Below are 22,666 nucleotides of genomic sequence, written 5' to 3'. Positions count from 1 at the left end.
TTGAATTTTAAGGTGTTTATTCATTTAGAGATTAAACTGCAATCTCTCCACCGTCTTCACGGCGAATAACCACTGTCGCCGCTCGTGGGCGCACAGAAACACCAGCAGGCGTTTCTTCGGCTGCATCTTCACTGTATGGCCAGTTGCCTGGGTGCTGAATATTCACAAACAATGATTTGTAATCAGGGCTGATGGTAAAGCCTGTTACTTCACAACCATTTGGTCCGACAAAGAAGCGTTTCAATTCAGCTTGATTATCCGCACCAATCACAGCTTGATCACCATTCTCATCTGTTAGCTTAGATGGAACAACAGCCAACATTTGATCATTGGTGTAAGACGTGACTTCATCTGCGCCGTTATCAGTCTGAATCCACAAAATACCACGGCCATCAAACGCTAATCCGTCTGGGCTCGCAAACTGGTTTAACTCATTCAAGCCAGAACGGTTGGTATCTGCATCACCATTTGCTGGCGAACCAAACACAAAGATATCCCAAGTAAAGTCAGTTGCTGAAGCACCTTCATCCCAACGGATAACATGACCAAACTTATTATTCAAACGTGGATTCGCAGGATTGGTTTCATCTGTACGGCGCGTATTGTTCGTCAATGTTAAATATACTGAACCCGTGAATGGATCAACCGTACACCACTCTGGTCGATCCATTGGTGTTGCCCCAACTAAATCCGCCGCACCCGCAGTATTGATGATAATTTCAGCCAGTGAATCAAAGTGATCCGCTAACGTACCACCAGCGGTTGTTACGCTATCAAGCGTTAATGGTAACCAAGTACCTGTGCTGTCTTCATTGAAGCGCGCCACATACAGTGTGCCTTCGTCCATGTACTTGTCACCCATCGCCAAGCGGTTATCAGGGTTAGCATCTGCTGGATCCCACGCTGCCGCAGATTCAAATTTGTATAGGTATTCAAAGCGAGAATCGTGACCAGAATAAAATACCACTGGTTTGCCTTCTTCAAGCTTACCGAAAGTACAGCCCTCGTGACGGAAACGACCTAGCGCAGTACGTTTCTTCGCACGTGAGTTTTGCGTGTAAGGGTCAATCTCGACAATGTAACCGTGACCATTGGCTTCATTACGGTAATCATCCATCGCACTTGCTCCTGTTGGAGCCACATTAAAGCGAGAGAACTCATCAAGACGCTCTTCTGCATTACCTGCTAATGTCTCCCACAAGTAGCGTGTGCTTTGGTCATCAACACCAATGCGATCTTGCTCTTCTGTACGAGTCCCGGCGTTAACAAAGTAACCAGGCCAGTTCTCTTCACACGTTAAGTAAGTGCCCCACGGCGTGTAGCCGTTGCCACAGTTGTTTAACGTACCACGCGCTTGGCTGCCATCTGGTGAGAAACGAGTGACAGTTAAAGATGTGTGGGCTACCGGGCCAGACAAATCCATGACTGTCGCACCAGTATAACGACGGTTTAGTGGGTCAGTATCAACCAACTTCCACATGTTGTCTTCCAGTTGAATGCGAACCACTGATACACCGTGCGCGTAAATCTCTTTGCGCACTTCATCTACAATGGTACGTACGCCATTTTCAACCGTCGGACCGTTTGGATGCAGTGCTGATGTGTCGATGTACTCGTGGTTAATACATAGCAAGCCATCTGTAGTGCTATCGTTCAATGGGAAAAAATGCATGCCGTCATGGTGCATGCCTAGCGCATTTAACTGATCGGTACTGGTGTTGGTACCATCATTTTGCCATGCGCTGCCTTGTGCATTAAGTGGTGTTCCCCAAGGTACTAGTACTTGTGCGGTGTAGCCTTGTGGAATTGAAACTGCGTCAGTGAGTGAGCCAGGGATAGATTCAAAGTTAAGAACGGCTTTAGATGCGCCCGAACCACTGCTTACTGTACTCCCTGAGTCAGACGAGTTACAACCAGCCAATCCGAAAGCACCAAACGCTGTCATCGCACTGATACCTAAACCACCTTTCAGAATGCTGCGTCGAGATAGGCTCGCTTCTAATACTTCTTCAAATGGTTTGTTTTCACTTTGGTTATAACGCGTCGCGTCAAAGGTTTCCTTGCTCATTTTTACTTTCCCGATCTTATAGTTTAATTAATAAATAAGTGATTAGTTGAACGGCAAGAAGTTTGGATAAGAAAAATGACAAAAGTGCTTAAAACATATGAAACTTGTGTTTCAACAATACTGCAAACCAACCAACACAGCTAACGAAGCAATTAAATTCTGGTCACATAATCACCAACTGTATCGCTTCATTCTGATTTTACTTGGGCTAAAGTATGATAGAAGGTATAAGGTGTACGAAATCAAATCATCTACGAGAGATAATCATGAAATTAGACAAGATCGATAACAAGAGCCGTCGTATCCGTAAAAAGCTGTTCTTAGGTGAGTTCGCAATCCTAGGTTTCGAGATCAGCTGTGAAACAGACATTAACGACTTCGACCGTTACGATGCATTCGTTGATGACTTTATCGACTACATTGACGAGCTTGGTCTTTGCTTCGGTGGCGGTGGTCTAGAACTGTTTGAAGGCTTCCTATGTTCTACTAACCGTTACGGCAGTGCGACTGAAGAACAGAAAGCGCAAGTTATCAAATGGTTAGAAGCACGCCCAGAAGTGAAAAGCGCGCAAGCGGGCGAACTAGTTGACGCCAACTACCTGTAACTAAAGGGCAACCTGTAATACGCAGAGCTCAATAAATGGTAGAGAAAGCTGGTCTTAAGACTGGCTTTTTTATTTTTGGAAGAATGCGATATTAAAAATAGGGTGCTTGGGAAGTTGCGCGGAGTGATTTTGGCGTTTTTGAGCTGGCAATCAACGGGAAACTGCGTTCCACAGCCAGCTCGTGCCTTTAGGTATAATTAACTATGATTTTTTAGCTGGGGCGTCTTTCGTGTCTTTCCAGTATTGAATACGCACACGATGTAGCTGAGCTCTTCTAGTCTTTTTCATAGTAAAGTCCCTCATCTTATATAAGTAACGCTCCTCATGGAGCTTATTGTCTAAGGTCGTATCCCCTTCAATCTATAAGGGAATCAATCATTTAACCGTGACCAATTTCACAACATAATGATAATTACCGATTTCTTGCAGCCTGTTTTTACTGGCAAACGGCATATTATCTATCTGACACAGTTAACTTACTCACCAGATATGACAGAAAAATGGCAATCAAGTTCCCTACTTATACTGTCATTGAATCTTAATAAGGATTAACAAGGTGGGCATTTCAGATTTACCATACTGTTTATAAAAACCGCAAGAATTTTTATTTCTTTTCAAACAAATCTCTACTCAAGATCAATTCACTTTCATCTTTATCGTCTCCCTTTTAACGCATTGTGATCCAGTTCAATCCACAGAACTCGGAACAAAAAGCGCACATTAATACATTCACCACCAAACTTGTGCGAGATCTCTTACAAGAGTTGTGAGCAAATAGATTAATCACCTCTAAGAGCAATGCCAGAAAAAACATTAAATATATGATTTAAAAGTAATATTTAAATTCACTTAAAATAATCAGTAAAAATAATTTAGAAAAGTTAATTGAGTCAAATCAGCAAAACATCAATACTCAATTTGTCGACAGGATGTTGGCGGGAACAGGAAAAAAGCCTAAAGGATTGGGTATCTTCAGGATGAAGATTTGATAACTTAGGATGAGTTGTCAGCAAGGATGTAGTTAAGCTCTAGGATAGAGTTCGCCCGTCAGGATGATAGGCAAGAATGGACACCGCTAGGAAGGCGATGAACAAGGAACTCGGTTAAAGGACTTAGCCACAATCAAGGATAGATGCAGGGAGCACCTATTAGTAGCTGGATTGCTGCGAAAAAGAATAAGCCCCGTCTGGGAAACCAGGCGGGGTTTTATTTTGTCTGTAATGTATTGATAACGATTCATCTTTTATCGTTTAAGTCTTCTCTGTTTTCATAAAACACCGTGCTATCATTTTCTTTACGTCTCCCAACAAAGCTCTCAGAAAATCACACACTATGCTTAATCCTGTTTGGTTACATACATTTAAGACATTGATTGAAGTCGGTCATTTTACGCAAACGGCAGAAAAACTTTTTATGACTCAGCCTGGCGTCAGCCAACACATCAAAAAATTAGAGCAAAGTTGTCAGCATGCCTTGATCAAGCGCGAAAACAAAAGCTTCGAATTAACCGAGCAAGGCAGGATTGTCTACGCATATGCGCTCGAGTTAGAAGATAGAGAAAAGAAGCTGCTCGAAGAGCTCAGTTTTGATGATGCGTTTTCAGGCCATTGTAAACTGGCTTGTTCTGGTGCAATGGCGTTAATGTTGTATGGGCCCATTTTGGAGAAGCAAAAACAGCACCCGAGCTTATCGTTACATTTAGAAGCCGCGCCAAATCAATCTATTCTCAACGCCATAACGCAAGGGCACATTGATATTGGTATCGTGACTGATGTTCCCAACAAAGGTCTGTTTCACAGTGAGCGAATTGGTAAAGAGAGGTTGTGCTTGGTTCTGCCAAAGCAATATCAAAATAAGCAGATAACGCCACAACTCTTGCATGACTGTGGTGTCATTAGCCACCCTGATGCCGAGCATTACATGACGCTGTTTTTTGACCAATGTGAAGAACCACAGCTCCAAGAAATTAAGATGAGCGATTTACCATTATCCGGCTACGTAAATCAATTGAGCCAAATTTTGCTGCCTGTCAGCAAAGGACTTGGCTTCACCGTGCTGCCTCAAAGTGCGGTCGACAATTTTCCACTAAAAGACACGTTATACATTGCTCAACTGAAAAACACTGTATGTGAAGAGCTATTTCTGGTTCGTAAGCGCAGTCGTGCTCTACCTCTGCGCTATCAGACCATCAAAGAAGTGTTATTGGATGTGATCGGTGGTGCGCATCAATGATGTTAGCCACTCTTCGCTGGTAATGCGTTCCTCTTGGCAATCCACCCAATATGGTTTGCCAGATAACCAACTTTTCGACGCAACTTCTTTTATAAACACATCCACGGAATCAACGTCATCTTTGGCGTAATCCCATTTATTGCGCATGTGTTCTGCTGCTTCTTGATTAGTGTACGACTTGCCGTTGCGGATAAAGGTGCAAGAGGATTGCTCAACTCGTGTTATCAACGTCAAGATATCTTGCTCTACTCCTGCTAGTGCAAAGGTAGGCAGAATGCTTAATGTAAGTAACAACGTCCACTTTGCTTTCATCGCACCTTTATCCTTATCCCTGACCAAGTAACTACTAATAAGTGACTTAACTATTCTGATGTTTGGCTTTTTAGCTCAGCCATTATTGCCACCATGCCTTCGCAGGCTGAGGCTCCGCAATCGCCAAGCGTTGACCAATCTCAGGGCTCACTAACGTTACACCGCGCTCTTCACTGATATCTAACGCGCGTTGCATCGGCTCATTCCAATCATGCATCGATAAATCAAACGTACTGTTGTGAATTGGCATCATCACTTTGCCCTGCACATCAATGTGTGCTTGAACGCTTTGCTCTGGGAACATGTGAATGTCTGACCAAAGTTCATTGTATGCGCCGGTTTCGATCATAGTGAAGTCAAACGGACCGTACTTTTCACCAATCTCTTTAAAGCCATTGAAGTAACCAGAGTCACCACTGAAGAACACTTTGTGTTGTTGTGCATTAATAACCCAACTGCCCCACAGTGTCGTATCGCGGTCTGTCAAACCTCGACCGGAGAAATGCTGAGTCGGAGTCAATGTATATTCAATACCGTCGACAGAATGTGACTCCCACCAATCTAGCTCGATCACTTTCTCCTTCGGCACACCCCAATTCACCAGTAATTGGCCAACTTTTAACGGTACCAAGAAAGTGCCCACCTTGTCGCCTAGCACTTTAATAGAAGCTTTATCTAGGTGATCGTAATGGTCATGACTGATCACCACCACATCGATAGTTGGCAAATCTTCTATCGTGATGGGGGTTTGGTGAAAGCGTTTTGGCCCTGCCCATTGTACAGGAGACGCGCGATCACTGAATACAGGGTCGGTCATCACCAGTTTTCCGTCGAGCTTCATTAATACGCTTGAGTGACCCAGACGATAGATGACGTCATCTTGCTCTTCTAACAGTTGCCGCGCTGTGATCGCATGCACTGGAATTTCAATCGTTGGTGTTGGGTTAAGGCGCTCAGTCGTAAAATACGCTTTCATGATTTCGAACATGTCGCCCAAACCGCTTTTGTATTCCAACTCTGTATTTGCAAATTTGTCCGGGTATGTTGGCGCTTTTTCAGTATCAACATTAGAACAAGAAATCATTGATGTACCCATCGCGAACGCTCCTACTGTGGCTAGCAAAGTTTTTTTCATAAAAAGTTAACCCGAACAGAAGTAAACTACACGGTGCAGTTTACATTCTAATTATCAAAAGTAAACTACTTAGTGTAAAATAGATCAAGAAACGATCTTCTTAACTTAGCAAGCTTATGAATGTAAAAAGAAAAAGTCGTAGTGAAACCAAAAGAGAAGCCATCTTGTGCGCGGCAAGGCAAGCGTTCCAAGAGTTTGGGGTGCAAAACACCAGCATGGATAAGCTCTCTGCAATCGCACAAGTCTCTAAGCGCACGGTCTATAATCACTTCCCTTCTAAGGAAGCGATCGTGACTGAGTTGCTGACTGAGCTTTGGCGTTCGTCAATGATGGAAAGCGATATTAAACGCTTGGCCACTCTGCCACTCAAAGATCAATTGATTGAATTACTCTACAGCGAGATCATTGTGGTAACGGAACCAAACTATATTGAGCTGGCAAAAGTGGCATTTGGGCACTTCTTATTTAAGCCGGAAGATCTCAAAGAACAAGCAGAACAAATGTCGAAACAGGAAACCGCCCTATACCGCTGGCTTACTGAGAAATCGAACAGTGGCGCTTTGCAAATTGATGATGTACATATAGCAAGCACTCAATTGCACAACTTACTTAAAGGCAGTGCATTCTGGCCGCAGTTAATGGGAATTCGCCCCTCTTTGTCGAATGAAGAATCTAGGCTGTTAGCTACCCAAACGGCGGAACTTTTTTTAAGTCACTATCAAAACAGCTAAAAACAGCGGTCAAATTGGCCGCTTTTTTAAGCGATAATTCGTGACAAAGCGATGAAATTTTTGCTCAATTTTATTTATCTCACCCTTGACAGTCTCATACCGCAAGGCGTGAGCGTTCGATAAAATATTTTTGTCGTGTCGACGATGCTTTTTCGTTTTCATCTCACAAAAAAACGCCCTAAGGTGCGCACCTCTGACGACGTGGTTGTTCAACCACAATTCTAAATCGTTGAAGTAAGTAGGTTATGTCATAACATGATCACCTGCCTACTGCATTCTATGCTCTATACTTATATTTTAATTTGGTACTGACTTACTAAGGAATTGCCATGCGTATTGCTATTCTCTCTCGTAATGAGAATTTATATTCAACCATGCGCCTAAAACAGGCGGGTGAAGAACGTGGGCATCAAATCGATGTGATCGACACGCTTCACTGTTATATGGACATTACGAGCAACAACCCTAAGATCCGCTACAAGGGTGAAGAATTACCGCAATACGATGCTGTTATTCCACGTATTGGGGCATCTATTACGTTTTACGGCACTGCTGTTGTACGTCAGTTTGAAATGATGGGTACATTTTGTGTCAACGAATCTGTCGCGATCAGCCGCTCTCGTGACAAGTTGCGCTCATTACAACTGCTATCACGTAAAGGCATCGGTTTGCCACGCACTGGCTTTGCTCACCATCCTGACAACATTCAGGACGTGATCAAAAACGTTGGTGGCGCACCTCTAGTGATTAAATTGCTAGAAGGCACTCAAGGCATTGGTGTTGTACTTGCTGAAACAAATAAAGCGGCAGAAAGCGTGATTGAAGCTTTCATGGGTTTGAAAGCTAACATCATGGTGCAAGAATTTATCGAAGAAGCAAAAGGCGCGGACATCCGTTGTTTTGTTGTCGGTAATAAGGTGATTGCCGCAATGAAGCGCCAAGCAAAAGAAGGCGAGTTCCGTTCTAACCTTCACCGTGGTGGCTCTGCACAACTCGTGCGTTTGAGCAAAGAAGAGCGTGCGACCGCTGTAAATGCAGCGAAAGTGATGGGCTTGAACCTTTGTGGTGTGGATATCCTTCAATCTAAAAATGGCCCAGTGGTAATGGAAGTGAACTCTTCCCCTGGTCTAGAAGGCATCGAACTAGCAACTGGTAAAAACATTGCAGGTATGATCTTCGATTTTATCGAGAAAAACGCTAAGCCAAATTCAAACCGTACTCGCGGTAAAGGTTGATTTTTGTTTAACGCACAAGAGAGCCAAAAACCGGCTCTCTTGTTACTCGTCGCTAGGATGACACTATGAATCAGAAAATGATCATTGGGAATGCCGAAGCTATTTGCTTGCCAGAGTTAGGGATTACTCACCTTGAAGCGCGTATTGATACAGGCGCTCAAACCTCTTCATTACATGTAGACAATATTGATTGCTTTGAAAAAGATGGTCAGTCTTATGTTGCATTCGATTTGCACCCAGATGTATACCATTTAGAACAAGTGGTTCGCTGCACAGCGAAACTAAAAGCAAACCGTAAGGTTAAATCTTCTAACGGTACTTTTGAGCACCGCTGCGTGATCACAACGATGCTGCGTATGGGCGACCAACAATGGCCAATCGACATTACGTTGACTAACCGTGAAAAAATGACTTACATGATGTTGTTAGGTCGTCAGGGTATGGCAGACAAAGTGCTCGTTGATCCTAGCCAATCTCACTTATTGGCATCTTAACCCCGTAGCTTCAGATGAGTGATCGAACGTTTTTGTTGAGCATCACTCGTCTGGCTTTATCTCAGCCTACTTCCTACGAAATAACGCAAACAACAATCCCTTCGCTTTAACTTTTGTCACTCGCCAGTGCGTCATTGGCTTAGTCGGCGCTGTATTCAAAATGTGCTGATACGCTTTTTCATCCAAAGTCACCTCTCCCCCATGTGCCAGAAGCAAACATTGCGGATTCATCTCAAACACACGCTTTAATGATTGCCGATATTGATTCGGATGAAATATGGGAAACGGCGCAATCAGATGCTTTTTCACCTGCACCATTAAATCCGCCACATACAGCACATCTTGTTCAGAATGATAAACCGACAGATCTCGGTCGGTATGCCCAAGCGTTTCTAGCACCTGCCAATCATCAAATCCAGGAATAAACTCTCCATCAATAAGTTCAATATCTGGATTTAACTTGCGGGAATACCAAAGGTTTTGCTTTGGTTTACGCATCCGATTCGCCATCCAGCGTGCTAACATTAAATCGGTCAAATGCATTAGCCAACCGTCTACACCGCTATACCACTGGCTCTCTCGCTTTGCGGCCAATAGCTTACATCCTGTTAAATCACGTAGTTTGTGCGCACCACCAGCATGGTCTGGATGCATGTGGGTCACAACAACCAACTTTAGGTCAGAAAAAGGACGATGGAGTTGATGTTCAATAAAGTCTTTAAGATGAGGAATGTCTGCTCGACTGGCACCATCAAGCAACAATAATTTATCGGGATATTCGGCGAGATACATGGTCTGAATGTACCCCTGAATTCTGTGCAGCTGCAAAATATGTCCTTATTTTAGTGAGATGCTTCATGACCGAATCCTTACTGGTCAGACCAACTATAACAGCAGAATGGACGCTTCGGTAAACAAATATTCACACGTAGCGACGACAACAAATCATAATCGAGATGATAGATTTTAATCATTAGACTCAAGGGCCCTTTTATCCGTTAATGCGCGCACACGGAGTTCGTGTCAGGGTATGAGGTAAATACCTCATGATTTGCTTTTTTGTACTTTTCCTTCTAATTAATTAAGGAGTTAAGTACATTTTTGTGAGAATCGAGTTGGAAAAAGCAACTAAATTAGACCGCATCCGCGCGGACTACAACGTTCACTACTGGAGCCAAGGTTTCTACGGCATTGATGACCAAGGCGAAGTATATGTATCACCACGTAGTGATCGTGCACATCAAATCCCTTTCAGCGCTATTGTAAATGAGCTAGAAGCGAAGCAGTTAAATCTGCCTGTATTAGTACGCTTCCCGCAAATCGTGCACCAACGTGTGCATGGTATTTGCCACGCATTCAACCAAGCAATTGAAGAATACCAATATCCAAACAAATACTTGTTGGTGTACCCAATTAAAGTAAACCAACAACGTGAAGTGGTGGATGAAATTCTAGCGAGCCAAGCTCAACTAGAAACCAAGCAGCTTGGTCTTGAAGCGGGTAGCAAGCCAGAATTGTTGGCGGTACTTGCATTGGCTCAACAAGGTAGCTCCGTGATCGTGTGTAATGGCTACAAAGACCGTGAGTATGTGCGTCTTGCACTGATCGGTGAAAAGCTGGGTCACAAGGTATTCATCGTATTAGAGAAGCTTTCTGAGCTGGATCTGGTACTAGAAGAAGCGAAAAGTTTGGGCGTAAAACCGCGCCTTGGTTTACGCATTCGCCTCGCCTCTCAAGGCGCAGGGAAATGGCAAGCAAGTGGCGGTGAAAAATCGAAGTTTGGTTTATCAGCATCGCAAGTGCTTAGCGTTATTGAACGTCTTAAACGCGAAGGCAACCTAGACGCGATGCAACTGGTTCACTTCCACCTTGGTTCACAGATGGCAAACATCCGTGATGTACGCAATGGTGTGAACGAGTCTGCACGTTTCTACTGCGAACTACGCGCACTCGGTGCAAACATCGAGTACTTCGATGTGGGCGGCGGCTTGGCAGTGGATTATGACGGCACACGCAGCCAATCATCGAATTCGATGAACTACGGACTTGCAGAATACGCACGTAATATCGTGAACACTGTGGGCGATGTGTGTCTGCAATACGAACAACCAATGCCAGTGATCATTTCGGAATCGGGTCGCTCGCTAACAGCGCACCACGCTGTATTGATTTCTAACGTAATTGGTACCGAGTCGTACCTACCGGAAGAAGTACATGAGCTTGATGAGGACGCTCCGCTGTTGCTACAAAACATGTGGCGAAACTGGGAAAACTTACAAGATGGTACAGACGCTCGTGCGTTAATTGAGATTTACAATGATACCCAAAGTGATTTGGCAGAAGTGCACTCTCAATTTGCTACAGGCGTGCTTAACTTGGAACAACGTGCGTGGGCAGAACAATTGTCACTGCGCATTTACTTCGAATTAAGCCGCAAGATGAGCACTAAGAATCGCTTCCACCGTCCGATTCTGGACGAGTTGAGCGAACGTCTTGCGGATAAGTTCTTCGTGAACTTCTCTCTCTTCCAATCTCTACCAGATGCTTGGGGTATTGATCAGGTGTTCCCTGTTCTGCCACTTTCTGGTCTGGGCGAGGCGGAAGAGCGTCGTGCAGTGATGTTGGACATCACATGTGACTCTGATGGCGCGATCGATCACTACGTTGATGGTCAAGGCATCGAGAGCACGCTACCTGTACCAGCTTGGAGCAAAGACAAACCGTACTTAATGGGCTTTTTCCTAGTAGGCGCATACCAAGAAATCCTTGGTGACATGCACAACCTATTTGGTGATACCCACAGTGCTGTAGTCAATGTTGATGAACACGGTCAATTTGAGATCAGTTACATCAACGAAGGTGATAGTGTAGAAGACATGATGCGCTACGTTCATATCGACGTGGATGCGATTCGTGACAATTATAAACAATTGGTTTCACATCGAGTTGAAGCCAATGAACAAGCACAAATCCTAGCAGAACTAGAACAAGGTCTAGCAGGATACACCTATTTAGAGGACTTCTGATATGAATGATTTGTTTACTAAAACTGATTATTCGCTTTACTCCAACTCTATGTCGTTTTTACGTCTGCCGTACATTCGTAACCCGGTATCGGCAGACGCAGACGTTGTGGTGTTGGGAGTCCCTCTGGACATGGCAACATCTGGGCGTCCAGGTGCGCGTATGGGTCCAGATGCAATTCGCCGTGCCTCAGTCAACTTGGCATGGGAAGGTAAGAAGTTCCCGTGGAGCTTCAACGTATTGGATAAACTGAAAGTGATCGACGCAGGTGATCTCGTGTTCGATTGCGGTGATGCGGAAGATTTTACTTACCGCCTTGAAGCGGCAACCAGTGAAATTCTAAAAAGTGGTAAAACCATGTTGGGATTGGGCGGTGACCACTTCATTACGCTACCTATCCTGCGTGCCTATGCGAAGCATCATGGCCAAATGGCTTTGATTCACTTTGATGCTCATACGGACACCTATGCAAATGGCAGTTCATACGACCACGGTACGATGTTCTACCATGCGCCGAAAGAAGGTTTGATCTCAGCGAAGAACTCAATACAAATCGGCATTCGTACGGAGTACAAACAGCAAGATCACGGCTTCAATGTGATTAATGCGATGCAAGCGAATGACATGCCTGTGAACGAGATCCTAGAAGAAATTCGTCGCACCGTCGCAGACAAGCCAGTGTATGTTACTTTTGACATCGACTGCTTAGACCCGGCCTTCGCACCGGGAACTGGTACACCAGTTTGTGGTGGCTTGAACTCAGACAAAGCGCTGAAAATTATTCGTGGTTTAGCCGGCATGAATATCGTGGGTATGGATGTTGTCGAAGTATCGCCTCCATACGACCACAGTGATGTTACCGCACTAGCGGGAGCAACCATCGCACTAGAAATGCTTTACGCATACGCATCTGAGCGCGAATAGACATAATCATTTCTAAGGGAGCTTCGGCTCCCTTTTCTTTCTGATGCCTTCCTCTACCTTTTATTCACTCGTTTCATCTTGAACTCAGATCAACCGAGCAGACGCTTTATTTTTGCACTTTAACCATTAAAACCAGTTACCTATAAGGCTCATTCTATTCACGAAAAGTAAAAGATTTAACTTAATTAGACAAAGAAATGCATCTCTTTTTGAAAACAAAATCGGATTAGTTTTTCTAATTGAAATCATAGATTTTTATCTTGCTCAACTTCACACTTTTCGATTGCTAATTATACAAGCAAGCACTATTATCTCGCGCAAATACCCCCGCAACACAAGAATTCAGTTGGCACTCTATAAAAGAGCGCTAAGGGTTTTTACGTCTTAAATTTTTTGGAGAGATACGCAAATGTCTGCTTCGTTTCCATTAGCGAAACTTACCTTTTTAATCGCTATATTGACTGCCGTGGGTCAAATGACCCAGACAATGTACGTGCCTTCAATCGGTCATATGGCGGGCGAGTTTTTGGTATCTGCGTCATCACTTCAAGCTGTGATGGCTTGTTACCTAATCCCATATGGCTTGTCGCAATTTGCGTATGGCACACTATCGGACCGCTTGGGACGCAAACCGATCATCATCGTCGGGCTGCTTATCTACATCGTGGGTACACTGGTAGCATTATTTGCACATCAATTTGAATGGTTCTTGATTGGTAGCTTTATCCAAGGCTTAGGTATTGGCTGCGGCGGTGCGATGTCACGCACTCTGACTCGCGATTGCTTTGAAGGCTCTGATCTACACAGAGCAAACAGCTTAATTAGCATGTGTGTGATTTTCTCACCATTAATGGCACCAGTATTAGGCGGTTACCTAACAGAAGCTTTCGGATGGCGGTCGAGCTACTTGTTCTTAGCGCTATTTGCTATCGCGGTTGTGATCACCATGATGACAAGCATGATGGAGACGCTACCAAAAGAGAAACGCAAATTCGAACCAGTAGCCAAAAGCTACAAACACGTTTTGTCTGACCGTCGCTTTCAAGGCTTTTTGATTTGCCTGGTTGCAACATTCGCTGGTGTGGGTGTATTCGAAGCGGCAGCTGGGGTATTGTTAGGTGGGGTATTAGAATTACCAGCAACAACGGTAAGTTTGCTGTTTATATTGCCGATCCCAGGTTACTTGGTGGGTGCAGGCTTATCTAGCTACATCGCAAGACGTCGCTCTGAGCGTCGTGCTTTAAATGTAGGCTTGGTCTCTATTTTTGTGGGCTCTGCTATTGTGCTCATCCCAGGCTTGTTTGGTTTAACCACTGCATTAACGCTGGTTGGAGGCGCAACCGTGTACTTTTTGGGTGCAGGTATTCTCTTCCCAGCGGCAACAACTGGAGCGATTGCGCCATTCCCATACCATGCAGGAACAGCAGGCGCGACATTGGGTGGCATGCAAAACTTGGGGGCAGGTGTCGCAACTTTGCTCGCGTCACTATTTCCAGCGCATAACCAGATGCCTTTGGGCATTTTGATGATGGCAATGTCGGTAATTGCAATGCTTGGGTTAATGTGGGTGAATCGAGCACACAATCACTCAAACGAAGTACCGCAAGTTATCTGATCATTATCAGCTTACTTTCAAAATCCAAAAGGGACACACTCAACAAGTGTGTCCCTTTTTTCATATCACACTATATCGATTTCCCGATGAGAATGATTTAACTTTCGAATTGATATTTGTTAAAAATAACAGCTGCTTACACAATGTGTTTTCAGCTTCCTTCAAATTGAGTAGCCAACTCGAAAATATTGAGGATTCTCACTTTTTCGGCATACCCCATAACAAAGAATGGACAACTGAAAACCACTAACAAAATGAAAGCCCAGCCCTCAGGATGAGGCCACTTGGGTGTACAATAAGGATAAAATCAGATGCGTTTCACTTTAACTACGTTGACCGTCTCGGTCGCGCTTGTCGCCGGATGCAGCAATCAAGGAACCCCCAGCATGACTCAATACTCCCAAACACAGATCGTTGCTCAACAAACTCAAGCTCCGGTTGCGAAAAAAGTCCCTCACGCGATGACTATTCATGGCGATACCCGCGTTGATAACTACTACTGGATGCGTGACGACGAACGTAAAGACCCTGAAATTTTACAGCACCTAGAGAAAGAAAATCAGTACGCAGAAACCGTTCTAAAGCACACTGAAACATTTCAAGATACGCTATTTGAAGAAATTAAAGGGCGTATCGCAAAAGACGACAACTCAGTACCGGTTCGTAAAGGCAACTACTTCTACTCCAGTGAAGTGACCGGAGATAACGAGTACGAAGTCCATTTGCGAGCTAAAGACTTTGCAGGCAAAGACAAACAAATCATTTTAGATGTCAATGAACTAGCAAAAGAACATGAATTTTTCAGTATCGGCGGCCTATACGTTAGTCCGAATGAAAACTTATTGGCGTATGGCGAAGACACATTAAGCCGCCGCGTGTACACCCTTAAGATCAAAGACCTGACAACAGGCAATTACCTACAAGATGAAATCGAAGGGGCCTCAAGCGCTGTCGCATGGCAGAACGATAACAACGCCTTTTACTACATCAAAAAAGATCCTCAGACCTTATTGGGCTACCAAGTTTATCGTCATGTATTGGGCACACCACAAAGCAACGATGAGCTGATTTTTGAGGAAACCGACAGCGCCTATTACACCTCACTAAGCAAAAGCAAAGATGGCGAAGATATTTATATCTGGCATTCGAGTACAGAAACCAGTGGGGTCTCTATCATTGATGCGAACAACCCTAAAGCAAAGGCGAAACCGTTCTATCCTCGCGAAGATGGCATTGAATACAGTATTTCTAAGCTAGGCGATTGGTACTACATTTATACTAACTATCAAGCCGTCAACTTCCGTTTGATGAAAGTTCATCAAAATGACATACATGACCGCTCTAAATGGCAAGATGTGATTGCCGCAGACGACAACACTCAACTTGTCGACTTCGAGTTATTCGATGATCACATCGTCTATGAGCAGCGCTCTAACGGCCTAGCAAGCGTCACTGTACGTCAGCTTTCAACAGGAAAAGAATTCCCCCTCACATTTAATGACGATGCGTTTGCTGCCTATTTGACAGGTAACCTAGAGCTGGATAACGAGAAAGTTCGTATTTATTACAGCAGTTTAACCACTCCAGGAACCTACTACGATTTCGATCTAACAACGGGCGGGTCAGAAATCATGAAGCAAACACCTGTACTTGGTGATTTTAATCCTGACAATTACCAATCAGAACGCATCATGGTCACAGCCCGTGACGGTAAAGAAGTACCCGTTTCTTTGGTGTATCGTAAAGACTTATTTAAGAAAGATGGTACGAATCCACTCTACCAATATGGTTATGGGTCTTATGGCGCAACCATTGAGCCAACTTTCCGCTCGACACGTTTGAGTCTATTGGATCGCGGCTTTGTTTACGCCATTGCTCATATTCGTGGATCTGAAATGCTTGGCCGCCCTTGGTATGAAGACGGTAAAAAACTAACCAAGCAAAACACATTCAACGACTTTATTGATGTGACTAAAGGTTTGGTTGAACAAGGCTACGGCGCGAAAGATAAAGTCTTCGCTGTTGGTGGCTCTGCAGGAGGTCTCTTAATGGGGGCTATCATCAACCAAGCACCAGAACTGTACCGCGGTATCGGTGCACATGTTCCGTTTGTGGACGTGGTAACCACCATGCTCGATGAATCGATTCCATTGACCACCAATGAGTATGATGAATGGGGTAACCCAAATAACAAAACATACTATGACTATATGTTGAGTTACTCGCCTTACGACAACATCAAGGCGCAAAACTACCCGAACATGTTGGTAACGACTGGCTTGCACGACTCTCAAGTACAGTACTTTGAACCAATGAAGTGGGTCGCCAAACTTCGTGAAATGAAGACAGACGATAACGTCTTGTTGTTCAAAACCGATATGGAAGCCGGACACGGCGGCGCATCTGGTCGATTTAAGCGCTTAAAAGAAGATGCGCTAGAGTATGCCTTCTTCCTCGATTTACTCGATAAAAAATAAGCGTATTAATAGAACTGCATCTCTTCTAACAACAAAAATGCCCGCAAGTTGCGGGCATTTTTTATAGACGCACTCTCTAAACAAAGAGTGGGGTTACCTAAGCACAGAATGACTAGCGTCTCTTATAGCCAAAGGATAGCAGAAAGAAAAACGCCTACTCACAACGAGTAGGCGTTAACACAATAAATGTGTTTAGGCAGTAGAAACTGGCCTATTTATTAGAAGTAGTAACGAGCACCTAGAGTCCAGTAGTCGTTCTCTTCATTGTTGTAGTCGTTACCTAGGTCAAACTGGTAACCAGCGAAAGTAACGAATGCAGGAGTTACTGCGTACTCTGCTTGTAGCGCAGTTTCGCTTGAAACTGTCTTGTTGTCTTTGTCGTCTTCTACACCTTCGTAGTTAACGCTGAACGTCCAATTGTTGACTCCGTACGCTAGTAGGCCCTCAATCTGAGTAGTTTCTTCACGCATCTCGTAGAAGTATTCGTTCATGCCGTATACAACAGCTGCGTACAGACCAGAGCCATACTCACCGTAATTTACAGAAACAAGGTGTGATTCAGCAGTTTTAGTACCTAGACCAGAATTCTCAACATCACCGCCGCTGTATACGTAGCCTAGACCAAAGCCCGCAACAGAGCCGCTCAGTGCGATTTGACCACGTTGGTCATACTTGCTGCCTTTAGAAACGTATTCTGGAAGACCTGTGTTAGGGTTTTGTTGTAATGATAGGCCTCTATCATCATTTTCACCTTGCCAACCAAGACCTAGGTTGAAAGCAAAACCTTCGCCAAACTCAAAGCTTTTACGGTAGCTGATCATTTTTTCAGCACGACCAGTACCTAGATTGTTGTGATTGTCGTACAAAAAGTCGTTCGCGAACGCGATTGGTAGATCCGCAACGCCAGCGACATCGTAGTACGGAGACCACTGTGTACCTCCCACTAAACGGCCAAACTGCTGGTGGGTCGCGCCGATGTAGCCCAAACGAGTTGAAAACGACTGGCTACCACCATTTAGGTAGTTAAGTGCCCATTCGCCTTTAGCGTCGATAGTGATACCGTTGCCAATGTCTTTCTTGCCCGCAACATTGATACGTGGAGACACTTGGTGAACTTTTACTTCTTCTTCGAAATACTCACCCACGCCAACTGAAACGTGACCGCCGATCGATAAAGATGTACCATCGCTGTTGTAAACTTCTGCTGCGAAGGCCTGTGAACCACATGCTAGTGCCGCCACTGCAACGGCTAGAGTTTTCATTTTCATTGTTAACATCCGTATAGTTGTTTGTACCGGTTCGCTTAGAAACAGATTAAATCCGAATCAATCGCAACGAACACATAACAAAGTAGTAATGAAATAGAAATGAAACAAACACTTTCTTATGCAACCAGTGGTATCAATGCTCACATTTTGAGCTTAATCACAAAAAAATAGGGAACTTTTCACTCCCCATCATAAAATCTGTGGCTTTTTACGTGTCACATCTCCCAACGTGCGAGTGGCTTCTCAGTTTTGATACCGTTACTGCCCCAGCGGTCAATAACATCAATTTGCAGTATGCGGCTCGGTTTAATAAGCGATGTCAAGGTTTTCGACGGTCGTTTATCCGTCACTAACCATAGCGTTTTATCTTGTTCAAACTGAGCTTTTAAAGATAATTTGTCTTCTTCTGTCCACTCAAGTTCCGGCTTAAATTCGCGCCCAACCACAAACAATTGGTTGCCAGAGGCAAAGTCCTCTAATGACTCACTCATCAGTACCACTGAATCGATGCCTTTATCGAAGATCTCTGCCTGTTGTTGGTTGATCAGTTCACGCACATTGAGCATAAGAGCCTGTTGATTCGTTTGAATCGCCTTTTGGTGTTCAGGATATACACGTTGTAGATCCTCTCCAACAATGCCCGCCATTCGGATTAAGTTTGTAGGGTTCAGCCATGCGTACTTCGATGTTGACCCGTTTTCCAATGTCAGAACTGCAACTCCTTGAGCTCTAGGAGAAATGGCCTGCGATGCATCGATTTCAATCAAGTGAATGTTGCCCTGTCGAGCGTAAACATAAGTCGGGTCTTGTTTCCAAATCGCACCAAGAGTAATAGCAACCGTCGCGGCTTGACCCGCTTGCTTAACTTGCTCTGTACCTTTATTTGCGAACCAGTTCTCAAGACGCTCAACGCCGTAACGCTTTGGAGGCAGATACTGAGTCTCTATCCCTGTACCTTTCATGAGTTGCTCAGACAACATGTACGTGACGGGAGTGCTGGTTAAAATGTCTTTGGCGCTTGCCAACGATGGAAGTGTTGTCGCTATAACCAAACCAAAAGTTATCGCTAATTTTTTTATCTTCATGTTCATTACTTTATAAAAAGGGTTACGCTTTTTGGATAATTCGGTAAACCGTTGCTGTTAGGAAAAATGCCGCAGAAACAATGATGATGGATGCGCCTGATGGCACTGGTAGCTCAAGCTCCATCGGCAGTATGGTTCCTATTAAACACGCAATGGTTGCCAATAAAGAAGAAAGGAGAACAAAACTGCCCATGCGTTTAGTCAATAACCTAGCCGTTGCACCAGGAATCAGCAGCAATGCACCAACCAATACCGCGCCAATAATCTTTACCGCGGCGATGGTGACCAAGGTGATCATCATGACAAATAAGTAATCATAAAAGCTGGTATTAAAGCCGCGTACACGTGCAATATCCGGGCTGATACAAGTTAGCAAAATGCGGTTAAACGTTGGAATAAGAAGCAGTAATATGATCAAACAACTGATCGCTAAAATAAGGATATCGTTGTCCGTCACAGTCAAGATCGAGCCAAACAACACGTTCTCCAACATGTGAATGTTGATCTTACGAGCAACGTACATTAACAGCGCAGCACCAACCGCTAACGCTAATGCAAGAAAAACCCCAACCAGTGTGTCGTAAGGTACATTCGTACGATTACGAACAAAGTGAAGCAACAGCGCAAAAATCATACAAAAGCTAAACAATCCGATGATCGGATTCTCTGGCGGCTCACCGAGCAACACACCAATCGCGATTCCGGTAAGCGCAGCATGCCCAACCGCTTCAGAGAAAAAAGCCAGTCGCTTGGCGATGACTAATGTACCAAGACCACCAAGTAATGGTCCTAATATCAGCGCTGCCACAATTGCGTTTACCATGAAGGCATAAGAAAAGCTATCGCTTAACCATCCAGCTTCAACGCCGCTAACCGCTAACTCTCGCAACCAATCCATTATGCAGCCTCCACTTTTGCTGTGTAGTGCTTGAATAATGTTTCTATACGATCAGGGCTTAGCACATCTGAATGGTGACCTGACGCCACAATTTGACGATTTACGACATGGACCTGCGCATCTAAACGGCGCACGGCGGTCACGTCATGATGTACTGCCACCACCGTTTTGCCTTCTCCAACAACTTCATGAATCAAACCTTCAAGATATCGAACACCTTGCTCATCCATGCCAGTTGTAGGTTCGTCTAAAACCAATAAATTGGGCTCATCCAGTAAAGCTTGCGCAAACAAAACACGCTGTTGCTCACCGCCAGAGAGTTGCCCCATACGACGGTCGCTACGCGTTGCCATACCCACGCGATCCAGCTGGGCCAGGGCATGTTGAGTTTGTTTCGTTTTACGTCGCCAAAATAGAGGGATACGAGTTTGGTTAAGCAGTACAAAATCCATCACGGTTAACGGGAGGCTTGCTTCAAACATCGCTTTTTGTGGCACATACCCTATCTTCCCCGATGCAGCTGATGGTTCTGGCCAATTGAGCGCTATGTTTCCCGAAAATGGCGTGAGTCCAAGTACCGAACGAAGCAAAGAGGTTTTACCACCGCCGTTCGGTCCCATAATAACGTGACATTTCGCGTTCTCGAATTCGGCGCTGATGTTCTGCAAAATGATATTGTCGGCGTATTTTAGGCCCACGTTACTTAAGGAAACGGAAGGTCCAGTCATCACGCCTTTTCCCCTGCTCGCTTACTCGCCACAAATTTCATGGCTTCGATTAGTGTTTCCACATTATCTCGCATCTCAACCTCGACTTTATCAGCCTCATACTCACCGTGAGTCATGTGAGAAAAGCGATAAAGCTGCACCCCGGTCGCCTCTTCGATGGTATCAACAAAGCGATTCGGCATATTGAGCTCATAAAACAGAACATCAATGCCCGATTCACGAATTTTCTCTATCGTTTCCTGTAGCTGACTTGCACTTGGTTCTACACCATGAGCAGGCTCAATGACAGCGGCAACGTCAACACCAAACTCCTGAAGGATATATCCGTAAGCATTGTGGGTTGTCGCCACCTTCATACCAGCCGTGTCCAACTCACCAAGAGACAACATTGCATCACGCTTCATCAGGCGAAATGTTTTCGCGTATTTACGAGCATTTTGGCGATAGAACGTAGCATTGTCTGGGTCCAATTGGCTTAGCTCACTCGCGATGGTGTAAACCTTTTGAATGGTTGTTGATAGACCGACAAAGGTGTGAGGGTTCACTGCTCCTTGACCAACAGACTGCCCCATAGCGGGCAATAAAGGCACTTCTTTGTTCGCTTCGATAACCACGAGATCATCACGCTGAGAAGCCTTGATCACTTTCAGTGCAAAATCGTCATGACCAATACCATTGATCACTATTACGTCCATTTCATTTAAGCGCTTAAGATCATTAGGTTGTGGCAAATAGTTGTGAGGATTAAAACCAGCATCAACCAAAGGAACGATGTCCGCCTTCTCACCAACAACGGCTTTAACATAGCTGTAATAAGGTTGAAGCGTAATACCAATACTGAGTTTATCGGCAGCAAAGCCAGTAGAAGACACCGTCAATAACGCGGTGGCTGTAAGAATACGACGTAAAAGAGAGCGTTTGATCATAGTACTTATCAATTATGTTGTCTTAATGGGCGTGAGAATGAGAGGAAGAGTCTGACAGAACGATTTGTTTCCACCCGAAATCGTGGCGTTTAGCTAGATCGCTTAGTCCCTCCACATTTAACGAACGGCTAGAATCATTAAACCAAATATCAGCTTGAGAACTGCGGCTATCCAACAGCATGGAAGCAGAGCCTTGGGCACTGGTCTTCACGCCAATGTAGACACCGTCATCAATTCGTTGCCACTGATGAGAACCTTTACGCTTCCAGTTTTGGTCTTTCACGAACGGAGCAATCCAAAGCACCTCCATATCAGAGATCTCAGGCCAAGTTCCGGTATCTAACTGCAAATCACGAATCTCTTCATGAGCGAGCTTAAGCTCAGCGATCAACCCCAACTCATTTTGATGTAAATCCGTGATTAACACTTGATGAGACTGCATGTCTGGCTTTTCAGTCGCGACCTGATGGTAGGGCATAAGTATGGCTGCTGAACTGAGAATTGCTGCGATTGTCAGTGCGACCCACTTTCCTTCTCGGTTACCATCATCAGGGCGAACTTTCTGTACACTCATTTCTCTTTCAGCTCAACGATATCCACTTCCACCGGGCTTTCATGTCCGGCATCAAATACCAAATAGAAATCTGTTTCAGGGTGAGTAAATTCTGCGATGGAACGCTTATCTGTTTTTTCTTTGGCGATCAGATTGTCGTCGTAATCGTACATTTCGACATCGTAGTCGACCGCTGTCGATCCATCCGAGTAGCCCGCTTCACAAATCACTTTATCTTGCGCCAAGTGACAGCTCATCAGAGGAAAATGTGCAGCAGCGTGAAAGGACGCAAATCCAGAAAAAAGCAAAACCGCTTTTAGAAGAGAAGTGTTATTCATGATAATTCCAAAATGGCC

Annotated in this window: 20 protein-coding genes; 9 read left to right on the top strand and 11 right to left on the bottom strand. The window is 44.6% G+C overall.

Going from position 1 to position 22,666, the window contains the following annotated elements:
• Positions 1 to 31: 31 nt before the first annotated feature.
• Positions 32 to 2,068, bottom strand: a complete 2,037-nt coding sequence (locus IQP38_RS21895) for a PhoX family protein (RefSeq protein ID WP_104980344.1) — start codon at positions 2,066 to 2,068, stop codon at positions 32 to 34.
• A gap of 266 nt (positions 2,069 to 2,334) precedes the next feature.
• On the opposite strand from IQP38_RS21895, the gene IQP38_RS21890 reads away from it, so the two are divergent.
• Positions 2,335 to 2,673, top strand: coding sequence for a YggL family protein (locus IQP38_RS21890; RefSeq protein WP_054701928.1), 339 nt, complete (start codon positions 2,335 to 2,337; stop codon positions 2,671 to 2,673).
• Between the two features lie 1,332 nt (positions 2,674 to 4,005).
• Complete coding sequence (locus IQP38_RS21885; protein ID WP_017819717.1) at positions 4,006 to 4,905, top strand: LysR family transcriptional regulator; 900 nt, start codon at positions 4,006 to 4,008, stop codon at positions 4,903 to 4,905.
• Here the strand turns inward: IQP38_RS21885 and IQP38_RS21880 are convergent.
• Complete coding sequence (locus IQP38_RS21880) at positions 4,873 to 5,217, bottom strand: DUF5329 family protein (RefSeq protein WP_053307122.1); 345 nt, start codon at positions 5,215 to 5,217, stop codon at positions 4,873 to 4,875. The genes IQP38_RS21885 and IQP38_RS21880 overlap by 33 nt on opposite strands.
• Positions 5,218 to 5,299: 82 nt before the next feature.
• Positions 5,300 to 6,313 (bottom strand): MBL fold metallo-hydrolase, encoded by a 1,014-nt coding sequence (locus IQP38_RS21875; protein ID WP_031780877.1) that lies wholly within the window; start codon positions 6,311 to 6,313, stop codon positions 5,300 to 5,302.
• Between the two features lie 155 nt (positions 6,314 to 6,468).
• Between IQP38_RS21875 and IQP38_RS21870 the strand changes: the two genes are divergently transcribed.
• The 3 genes from IQP38_RS21870 (at position 6,469) to IQP38_RS21860 (ending at position 8,812) form a co-directional block, all read left to right on the top strand.
• On the top strand, positions 6,469 to 7,083 hold the full coding sequence (locus IQP38_RS21870; RefSeq protein WP_025768062.1) for a TetR/AcrR family transcriptional regulator: 615 nt from the start codon (positions 6,469 to 6,471) through the stop codon (positions 7,081 to 7,083).
• 329 nt (positions 7,084 to 7,412) lie between these two features.
• Positions 7,413 to 8,318, top strand: coding sequence for a 30S ribosomal protein S6--L-glutamate ligase (gene rimK, locus IQP38_RS21865; protein WP_005374224.1), 906 nt, complete (start codon positions 7,413 to 7,415; stop codon positions 8,316 to 8,318).
• Between the two features lie 65 nt (positions 8,319 to 8,383).
• Positions 8,384 to 8,812, top strand: coding sequence for an ATP-dependent zinc protease (locus IQP38_RS21860; protein WP_005384193.1), 429 nt, complete (start codon positions 8,384 to 8,386; stop codon positions 8,810 to 8,812).
• Between the two features lie 66 nt (positions 8,813 to 8,878).
• Here the strand turns inward: IQP38_RS21860 and IQP38_RS21855 are convergent, their stop codons facing one another.
• Complete coding sequence (locus IQP38_RS21855; RefSeq protein WP_005384195.1) at positions 8,879 to 9,604, bottom strand: MBL fold metallo-hydrolase; 726 nt, start codon at positions 9,602 to 9,604, stop codon at positions 8,879 to 8,881.
• A gap of 323 nt (positions 9,605 to 9,927) precedes the next feature.
• Between IQP38_RS21855 and speA the strand changes: the two genes are divergently transcribed.
• From speA to IQP38_RS21835, 4 genes are all read left to right on the top strand, one after another.
• Positions 9,928 to 11,838 carry an arginine decarboxylase gene (speA, locus tag IQP38_RS21850; RefSeq protein WP_031812864.1) on the top strand — a complete coding sequence of 637 codons (1,911 nt, stop codon included), beginning with the start codon at positions 9,928 to 9,930 and terminating at the stop codon, positions 11,836 to 11,838.
• Between the two features lies 1 nt (position 11,839).
• A complete protein-coding gene (gene speB / locus IQP38_RS21845; RefSeq protein ID WP_017635531.1) occupies positions 11,840 to 12,760 on the top strand; it encodes an agmatinase in 921 nt (306 codons plus the stop codon).
• 409 nt (positions 12,761 to 13,169) lie between these two features.
• Positions 13,170 to 14,375, top strand: coding sequence for a multidrug efflux MFS transporter EmrD (gene emrD / locus IQP38_RS21840; RefSeq protein ID WP_017635532.1), 1,206 nt, complete (start codon positions 13,170 to 13,172; stop codon positions 14,373 to 14,375).
• A 311-nt stretch (positions 14,376 to 14,686) separates the two neighbouring features.
• Positions 14,687 to 16,852 (top strand): S9 family peptidase, encoded by a 2,166-nt coding sequence (locus tag IQP38_RS21835; RefSeq protein WP_031777219.1) that lies wholly within the window; start codon positions 14,687 to 14,689, stop codon positions 16,850 to 16,852.
• Positions 16,853 to 17,070: 218 nt separating this feature from the next.
• Here the strand turns inward: IQP38_RS21835 and IQP38_RS21830 are convergent, their stop codons facing one another.
• The 7 genes from IQP38_RS21830 to IQP38_RS21800 all read right to left on the bottom strand — a co-directional run bounded on the left by IQP38_RS21830 (position 17,071) and on the right by IQP38_RS21800 (position 22,648).
• Positions 17,071 to 18,120, bottom strand: a complete 1,050-nt coding sequence (locus IQP38_RS21830; RefSeq protein ID WP_005374238.1) for a porin — start codon at positions 18,118 to 18,120, stop codon at positions 17,071 to 17,073.
• A 215-nt stretch (positions 18,121 to 18,335) separates the two neighbouring features.
• Positions 18,336 to 19,205, bottom strand: a complete 870-nt coding sequence (locus IQP38_RS21825; protein WP_005374240.1) for a metal ABC transporter solute-binding protein, Zn/Mn family — start codon at positions 19,203 to 19,205, stop codon at positions 18,336 to 18,338.
• A 22-nt stretch (positions 19,206 to 19,227) separates the two neighbouring features.
• Positions 19,228 to 20,103: a metal ABC transporter permease gene (locus IQP38_RS21820; RefSeq protein WP_005374244.1), complete on the bottom strand. Its 876-nt coding sequence runs from the start codon at positions 20,101 to 20,103 to the stop codon at positions 19,228 to 19,230.
• On the bottom strand, positions 20,103 to 20,831 hold the full coding sequence (locus IQP38_RS21815; protein ID WP_005374248.1) for a metal ABC transporter ATP-binding protein: 729 nt from the start codon (positions 20,829 to 20,831) through the stop codon (positions 20,103 to 20,105). Before IQP38_RS21815 ends, IQP38_RS21820 begins: the two co-directional genes overlap by 1 nt.
• Positions 20,831 to 21,757, bottom strand: coding sequence for a metal ABC transporter solute-binding protein, Zn/Mn family (locus tag IQP38_RS21810; protein WP_005374249.1), 927 nt, complete (start codon positions 21,755 to 21,757; stop codon positions 20,831 to 20,833). Before IQP38_RS21810 ends, IQP38_RS21815 begins: the two co-directional genes overlap by 1 nt.
• A gap of 22 nt (positions 21,758 to 21,779) precedes the next feature.
• A complete protein-coding gene (locus IQP38_RS21805; RefSeq protein ID WP_005374250.1) occupies positions 21,780 to 22,331 on the bottom strand; it encodes a DUF6162 family protein in 552 nt (183 codons plus the stop codon).
• Positions 22,328 to 22,648 carry a hypothetical protein gene (locus IQP38_RS21800; RefSeq protein ID WP_005374251.1) on the bottom strand — a complete coding sequence of 107 codons (321 nt, stop codon included), beginning with the start codon at positions 22,646 to 22,648 and terminating at the stop codon, positions 22,328 to 22,330. The genes IQP38_RS21805 and IQP38_RS21800 overlap by 4 nt, the downstream gene beginning before the upstream one ends.
• Between the last annotated feature and the right edge of the window lie 18 nt (positions 22,649 to 22,666).

The organism is Vibrio sp. OPT41, assembly GCF_015163595.1.
Classification (GTDB): Bacteria; Pseudomonadota; Gammaproteobacteria; order Enterobacterales; family Vibrionaceae; genus Vibrio; species Vibrio alginolyticus.
Note: the sequence above shows the minus strand (reverse complement) of the source record. Positions and strands in the feature narration are given on the sequence as shown.

Bases quoted from the DNA above. Each gene is read 5' to 3' on its own strand.
- IQP38_RS21820 (WP_005374244.1), bottom strand. From the start codon at position 20,103: ATGGATTGGTTGCGAGAGTTAGCGGTTAGCGGCGTTGAAGCTGGATGG.
- IQP38_RS21855 (WP_005384195.1), bottom strand. From the start codon at position 9,604: ATGTATCTCGCCGAATATCCCGATAAATTATTGTTGCTTGATGGTGCC.
- IQP38_RS21825 (WP_005374240.1), bottom strand. From the start codon at position 19,205: ATGAAGATAAAAAAATTAGCGATAACTTTTGGTTTGGTTATAGCGACA.
- IQP38_RS21805 (WP_005374250.1), bottom strand. From the start codon at position 22,331: ATGAGTGTACAGAAAGTTCGCCCTGATGATGGTAACCGAGAAGGAAAG.
- IQP38_RS21870 (WP_025768062.1), top strand. From the start codon at position 6,469: ATGAATGTAAAAAGAAAAAGTCGTAGTGAAACCAAAAGAGAAGCCATC.
- emrD (WP_017635532.1), top strand. From the start codon at position 13,170: ATGTCTGCTTCGTTTCCATTAGCGAAACTTACCTTTTTAATCGCTATA.
- IQP38_RS21800 (WP_005374251.1), bottom strand. From the start codon at position 22,648: ATGAATAACACTTCTCTTCTAAAAGCGGTTTTGCTTTTTTCTGGATTT.
- IQP38_RS21895 (WP_104980344.1), bottom strand. From the start codon at position 2,068: ATGAGCAAGGAAACCTTTGACGCGACGCGTTATAACCAAAGTGAAAAC.
- IQP38_RS21815 (WP_005374248.1), bottom strand. From the start codon at position 20,831: ATGACTGGACCTTCCGTTTCCTTAAGTAACGTGGGCCTAAAATACGCC.
- IQP38_RS21880 (WP_053307122.1), bottom strand. From the start codon at position 5,217: ATGAAAGCAAAGTGGACGTTGTTACTTACATTAAGCATTCTGCCTACC.
- IQP38_RS21810 (WP_005374249.1), bottom strand. From the start codon at position 21,757: ATGATCAAACGCTCTCTTTTACGTCGTATTCTTACAGCCACCGCGTTA.
- IQP38_RS21890 (WP_054701928.1), top strand. From the start codon at position 2,335: ATGAAATTAGACAAGATCGATAACAAGAGCCGTCGTATCCGTAAAAAG.
- IQP38_RS21860 (WP_005384193.1), top strand. From the start codon at position 8,384: ATGAATCAGAAAATGATCATTGGGAATGCCGAAGCTATTTGCTTGCCA.
- rimK (WP_005374224.1), top strand. From the start codon at position 7,413: ATGCGTATTGCTATTCTCTCTCGTAATGAGAATTTATATTCAACCATG.
- IQP38_RS21835 (WP_031777219.1), top strand. From the start codon at position 14,687: ATGCGTTTCACTTTAACTACGTTGACCGTCTCGGTCGCGCTTGTCGCC.
- IQP38_RS21885 (WP_017819717.1), top strand. From the start codon at position 4,006: ATGCTTAATCCTGTTTGGTTACATACATTTAAGACATTGATTGAAGTC.
- IQP38_RS21875 (WP_031780877.1), bottom strand. From the start codon at position 6,313: ATGGGTACATCAATGATTTCTTGTTCTAATGTTGATACTGAAAAAGCG.
- speB (WP_017635531.1), top strand. From the start codon at position 11,840: ATGAATGATTTGTTTACTAAAACTGATTATTCGCTTTACTCCAACTCT.
- IQP38_RS21830 (WP_005374238.1), bottom strand. From the start codon at position 18,120: ATGAAAATGAAAACTCTAGCCGTTGCAGTGGCGGCACTAGCATGTGGT.